General features: G+C 53.7%; 5 protein-coding genes and 1 pseudogene. 2 read left to right on the forward strand and 4 right to left on the reverse strand.

Going from position 1 to position 6,170, the window contains the following annotated elements; genetic code table 11:
- Positions 1–52: 52 nt before the first annotated feature.
- Together HZS81_RS02745 and HZS81_RS02750 are read right to left on the reverse strand one after the other, a co-directional pair.
- Entirely contained in the window at positions 53–1,021 is a 969-nt protein-coding gene (locus HZS81_RS02745; protein WP_179928994.1) for a DUF932 domain-containing protein, read from the reverse strand.
- 90 nt (positions 1,022–1,111) lie between these two features.
- Positions 1,112–1,393, reverse strand: coding sequence for a hypothetical protein (locus tag HZS81_RS02750; protein ID WP_179928995.1), 282 nt, complete (start codon positions 1,391–1,393; stop codon positions 1,112–1,114).
- A gap of 787 nt (positions 1,394–2,180) precedes the next feature.
- On the opposite strand from HZS81_RS02750, the gene HZS81_RS02755 reads away from it, so the two are divergent.
- Together HZS81_RS02755 and HZS81_RS02760 are read left to right on the forward strand one after the other, a co-directional pair.
- On the forward strand, positions 2,181–2,894 hold the full coding sequence (locus tag HZS81_RS02755; RefSeq protein WP_179928996.1) for a YagK/YfjJ domain-containing protein: 714 nt from the start codon (positions 2,181–2,183) through the stop codon (positions 2,892–2,894).
- 592 nt (positions 2,895–3,486) lie between these two features.
- Positions 3,487–4,941, forward strand: a complete 1,455-nt coding sequence (locus tag HZS81_RS02760; RefSeq protein ID WP_179928997.1) for a YfjI family protein — start codon at positions 3,487–3,489, stop codon at positions 4,939–4,941.
- A 670-nt stretch (positions 4,942–5,611) separates the two neighbouring features.
- On the opposite strand, the gene HZS81_RS02765 is transcribed toward HZS81_RS02760, so the two are convergent.
- Both HZS81_RS02765 and HZS81_RS17995 read right to left on the reverse strand, forming a co-directional pair.
- Positions 5,612–6,034 carry a hypothetical protein gene (locus HZS81_RS02765; RefSeq protein WP_179928998.1) on the reverse strand — a complete coding sequence of 141 codons (423 nt, stop codon included), beginning with the start codon at positions 6,032–6,034 and terminating at the stop codon, positions 5,612–5,614.
- A 26-nt stretch (positions 6,035–6,060) separates the two neighbouring features.
- Positions 6,061–6,170: pseudogene (locus HZS81_RS17995) on the reverse strand (IS30 family transposase); the annotation flags it as partial.

Consider the following 6,170-nt stretch of genomic DNA (forward strand, 5'->3'; position numbering starts at 1 on the left):
TGGTTTGGAAAATCGCAGTAAGGGGTAGAACGACGCCCTACCGATAGGTTGGTTAAGACACTAGCGCTATCGCGGCATCCAGTGCTTCTTGCTTGAGCTGGGCGCCCTGGCCGAACCACGCTGAATCCATTCGGGTGTCGTTGCTGCGTGCCCGTTTGTCGTGGTCCACGTACTCAGTCACGGCATTAAGCAGGCCCCAGGCGGTGTCTTTGGCGGTAACCAAGTGAGAACCCCGGCCTTCGCCATGGTAGAGCTTCTGCACCTTGTTCAGGGCCCGGTAGTTAGGCAGCTTAGAGGGATCATCTATTGGTTTCTCGGCCCCGCAAATAACCGACTGAAAATACTGCTGCGCTTCACGATGATCGATCTTGCGTTCTGCCAAGGCCTTCATGCGGTACATAAAGTCGTTCCACTGCGAGACGGAGATACCCAGTTGGCTCTTCACCGCTCGGGGATCAAACTCCGAGCGATGGGGTACTTTCACGGCTTGCGAGGTGCCATCCACCGCAATCTGCAGCGTGTTATTACACACCACCCTTACCGTAGTAGGCGTGGCCATCGTGGCTAGGGTTCCATCACACGAGGTAGCCAACAGCAGGTAGTCATTAACCTCATCCTGGCCTTTAAGCGAGGTGCTTAAACCACTGCGTGCCAGGGCCCAGAACTTACGCCCGCCCTTGAGAACGCCGGCGGTTTCCAGCTCATAGCCTGCGTACTCGGTCAGGTCGCGGTAAAATTCCAGGATTTCCTCGGGCTGCACCACCTTGTAGCGCTGCGAGACGACCGACAGTGGGGCCTTATTGTCCGAGCGGTAGAGTACCTTCTGTTCCGGGAACGAATGGATGCTGCCCAAGTGGCTTGCGCCTTCGGCAATAAAGCGCACCGGGGCTTCTTCGATATGCCAGTTCATACCGGCCTGTTGTTGCCACACTTCCAGTGGTTGATGGCGTGACAGTTGCTGCCCCAGGCCATGCCAAGGGGTATTGCCAACATAAGCCATTTGTTCCAGTAAATGAGCCATGTGAAATCTCCTGTGTAAAACGTTAGACACGGCATAGCAGCCCGCGCCTATTGGCAGCGGGTTAGCCGTATAAAAGATCAATACGTGTAGTTAAGCGTCGGAAGGTGGGGCGGTAGGCGTATCCATCACTGGCCGACCGCAGGCCGGGCAGTGGGGTCTTTCGCTGGCATCAAGCGGCCACCAACGCTGAGAGGCGAGTATCCCGCCGATCACCGCACCGGCGGCACTGCCGATGGCGATGCCGGTTCGGCCTTTGATGGCCCCTAATGAGGCACCGAGTTGGGCGCCGGTCTGGCAGGCGTGTTGCCGCGCCGTCCCGAAGGCGGCACGTGAGGATAGCGGTGTAGCACCGCAGTGAGGGCATCGTGTCATCGGTCTCTCCTGTCGATGAGCAAAAAGACATCGATAGCCGAGTGCTATCCCCTCTGTGATATAGATCTGAAAGTATTTTTACTGGGCTGCGTCATCCTGTGAACGTGGGTAGCGGGCTTCCAGGCCTGCATTTATCGCATTGATTAAAATGGAATTATTTTTTATCGCTAAGGAAGGCTTGCAAAAGAAGATCGGTCGCTGCCAGCCCTTGCCCTGCATGCCATTGACCCGATGGATATCCTTGATAGCTCACCATCGTTCTGCTCGGTTATAAGTAGTATGCCCTTATACCTATATTAATAATAACCAATAGAGCATGGGTGATAGCCATCAGGGTAACCAAGCAAGGTAAGCGTTAGCCAAGGCAAAGAGAGCCCCCATGGGAGGAGGCCAACAAGCCTCCGACTCATCCCCTCTTATCGATCATCACCCAGAGGCAACCCCCGTCAGGGGTATCGCCTAGCCAGCGATACCTGATCATAAAAAACGGTAGGTAAGAGGAATGGAGAGGAGCACGGTCGCTCTCAAAGGCGACCGCGATGGGCCACGGTGATAGACCTACCGTTTCGTATCCGCCCATACCAGCCTGATAGTCCCGCCACCCTCGTTGTCAATCGCCCGTTAGGGCATCTCCCGCTGAACGCCTTAAACGACGACCGCGTAGACGCGCGGTCTCGTATCGGCGTATTGGCCCTCATTCACTTTTTCAACACAACACCGCGTCGACTGGAAGGCACACGGCCCAAGCGCTGTGGGCCTGCCTGTGGGCGTGCATCAGGAGATCACGATGATGAACCTCTCTTTTCACAGCATTCGCCACGGTCGTAAATGCCATCCGGATAACCTTAAACTGCGTCTCTGGTGGGAAGCCGGGTGGTACGACATGCCAGTGAATACCGCTCACGGGCCTCTCATCGAAAATTATTTAAACAAGGCCCATACCGTGATGAACCAGGCACTAAACGCCCACAGTAGGCTGCTGGCCGTGCCTGTGCTCCTGCGTTACCCCAAGGCCATGCCTGCCGATCAGTTACGGATTCACAACCTCGTGATTAGCCGATTCGTGGATTTTTTAAATTGGGAGCTGGGGCTGATAGAGCTCTCCCACGATCCCGATATGCGCTATATCTGGTGCCGGGAACAGGACACCAGCGATAAGCCTCATTACCACATGGTGCTGTTATTCAATGGTCACGCGCTCCAACACTTGGGGGCGTTGAGCGCTTACATCGACGGAAGTGACGAAGCGTACAGCGGGGATTGCCTCTATCACCGTCTGGTGCGTGCCTGGGCATGGGCCATTGGCTGGCAGCTGGAGGAGATGAAAGGCCTGGTCAATATCACCACCAACAGCATGACAAAAGACGTTTGCGTGTTTCGCCTACACAGTCGGCAAAAAGCGATGATCAGAGAGTTCTTCTTCGCCATCAGCTATCTCTGCAAAGCGCACTCCAAGCCGATTGGGCAGGGTGTGCATTGTTTTGATGGGAGCAAACGGTAAGGCATGAGGTAATAGCCCTCGATATACTTGCCTGTGAGCGCTTTATCGTGTTCGCCCTTTAACCCAATCCCCAGAATCTACGGTCGCTGCTGCGACGGTGAATGGTGGCAAATTCAAGAGCATCTCAGAGCCCATGCCTACCAAACTTGGTTGGTAGCTTTGGGGCAGGCCTCTACCCCACTACGCCCTAATCGATAGCCTGCGATAGCGTCTACTCTATAAGGCAAAACGCGTGACAGACCCAATAGCGCCTAACAAAAAGACTATAAAGAATTAATTATATATCCATATATTCTATTTTATTTTTTAACCACTGCCTGAAATAGATGCTCATAGGCATGGGGCACGGCCCCAACATCCCTTGGGAACCGGTTATTTCGGCTACCAATAGCCAGAATAACCGCATCGCCTGTGCTTATCTTCTCAGTGCGCTAATTTCTAGTTATTATTTCCCTCCGCATGTCAATAGACTTTCTTATCAGCTTCCGATTTTTAAGTAGCGCCGATTCCATACTGCACGAAAAAAGTCACTCTCTGCACTGCCACCGGACGAGCTCTTGTGGCACACCCCAACCCTTATAGGAGAGTGACAATGAGCTATCCCTTCCATCCAATTCTACCTGCCCCCGGCAGTTTCAATGCCCAGCGACTCGCCCCTACTTTATTGTGGCGATCCTGCCATGAGCTCAGCCAGAACTGCCAGGTGTCGATGGATCTCACCGTCCTAACCCTGCTAGCGGGAGTCAGTATGGTGGCTCAGGGCCGCTACGACCTAAAGATGCCCTATGGCGCGGTCAAACCCACCACAATCAACATACTGGGTGTCGCCGGCTCTGGTGAAGGCAAATCGCCCCTTTACGACAAAGTACTCAACGTCATCCTGGAATCGCAGCGTGAACAGCGTCGAGAGTGGCGCAAGCGGTTGGATGCCTACCAAGGAGAGTTGGAGGAGTGGCGTACTGAGGAGAAGGTACTGACCCAAGCTATCTACCGTAAGCAGACCAAGGGTTCCAAGGCGGAGAGTGAGTGTCAAGCGCTACGTGAGTTACATAAGCGTCGGCCCGAGCAGCCTCGTGAGTTCCGGCTGCTATATGAGGACACCACTCCGGAAGCGCTATTCTCGGGGCTAGACAGGGCTATTCCGAGCGCCGCTCTGGCCACCGACGAAGCGGAAGTCTTTTTCAAGGGCACCATGAACCGAGCACGCAGTCACCTCAACTCACTATGGAGTGGAGGCAGCACGGTCATCACGCGAGCTACCAAGGAAGATATCGTGCTGGACGATGTTCGCCTAATGCTACTACTGATGGTACAGCCCGGCATTCTGGATAAGTACATGGAGACACAGGGCCAGCAGGCAAGGGACTCTGGCATGCTCGCCCGTTTTCTCGTCTGCGCACCACCATCGGTTCGCGGCCAGCGTTTCTACTCTTTGCATACACCCACGGAGTGGGATGCTTGGGCGGAAGCAGAGACACGCCTAGCCACCTTGACAAAGGAAAACATGATCTTGGTGCATGCGCCTGATACGCCACGTGCGGTGCTGGAATTCACACCAGAAGGGGCAGCCTGTTGGGTAGCGGTGGCAAATGAGATTGAGCGACAGATGGGCCCAGGGGGGTATTTCGAGTCATGCCCCGACCATGGCTCGAAGCTTGCAGAAAACGTGGCTCGTGTAGCGGCGTTAATACACTTGTTCGAGGGCCATGAGGGAGGCATTAGCCCAGAGACGGTGCTAATTGCAATGGATATCAGTCTCTACCACTCCGGTCACTTCCAGCAGGTGTTCTTGCCGCCTCCCCAAGAAGAGCAAGATGCACATCGTTTAACCGAATGGTTCAATGAGCTCAGGCAGTTTAACTGGCGTATCATGCGATACAACGATGTTCGTCAACGCGCTCCACGCACGCTGCGCGATAAAAAGCGCCTCAAAGACGCTCTGGAAGTGCTAATTGTCCAACAGCAAGTGATAGTTTTTACTCACAACCGAACGCGTTACATCGACTTGATGCCTTGGCTGGGCCCGCCAGACCTGAACATGCTCTGATATTCGTTTTTCCTTGCCGCCCCTAGGGGCGGCAAGAGCTACCTCCTGAGGAAGTTGATTTAAGGCCCTGCAGCAGCACCTTCCAAGCCCACCATGGGTATCAGGTTCAGGCACGCTTTCATGTCCCAGTTAAAAGGCCGAGAGCCTCTTGCCGTATTTGATGTAAAGCTTCACGGCTTTGATGCGTTGTTCGTAGGTGTACATAGACTACCTCTGTCGATAGCTCAATATTCCGTCCACATCTTCTCAATAGCCAACAAAGATGACCCGCCCTTGACCGTCAGCTGATGGTCTTTTGCTTCAGCCGGTAGCTCTCCTCGCCGAGCAGATTGGTAAGGGCCGGGCGCAGGCTGCGGTAGCTCCCGGCGATCAGCTCAATTCCCCATAGACTACATACTGCTAGCAGCTGTAGTGGCCAAGCTTTCCATACGCAGTCCTCCTGTGCCTCTCAACCGACGTCGTGCAAAGGCAAGAGGAGCATCGGCGGCGTTTGATCGGTAACACGCCTTAAGCGCTAACTCGTCGGTACCGTCGGGCAGCAGCCAGATAATGCCGGCGACTCAGGCTGGAGCGCGATCTCACCCAGTCTTACACGTCTCGGACAATGGTAAGGCATAGCTGCTCATTCAAACTGCCTTACGAGCATTGGCCTACAACAAGATCACTTGACTTAGCGATTAACAGACCGAGTAATTATTTTCGCCTGGCGTGTCTTCGTGGGCTCTTCAAGCGGCTCCTTAGCATTTTCATTGTAAGCCTTTCGCAAGCTGGGTTCACGGAAGATGAATTTTTCAATCTGCTCAGAAAGCTGGTCTTCGTCATTCGGTAGCGGAAGGTTATATTCTTCGATTAGAGGGAGAAATTTTTTGGCAATCGTCTGCGCCGTTCTAACACGCCCTGGCCAGCCGTTGTCTGGGCGTTTCGAGAGTGCCTCTTTCACTAAACCACGCAGTAGTATTTCTCGTTCTTCCTTTTTCTCATTACGCGCAGCTTGAGCCTTGTTCTGCCTCACCTCATAACTATTGTTTCTCGTTTCCTTTAAAATTCGCCAAGCTGTTGCATGTTGTTGCGCGCAAGAAAAGGCTGAAATCATTTTCGTACCAATTTTAAACCCTGAATTCAACTAATAAGTGCAGCACCCGCGGTTTCTAGTGCTCCTGAATATTCTCCTAAGAACACCTGGGCTGGGGTTCGGTATCCCAGCCGCTTTCTGGGTCTATCGTTCAGCT

Source organism: Vreelandella salicampi, from assembly GCF_013415105.1.
GTDB lineage: Bacteria > Pseudomonadota > Gammaproteobacteria > Pseudomonadales > Halomonadaceae > Vreelandella > Vreelandella salicampi.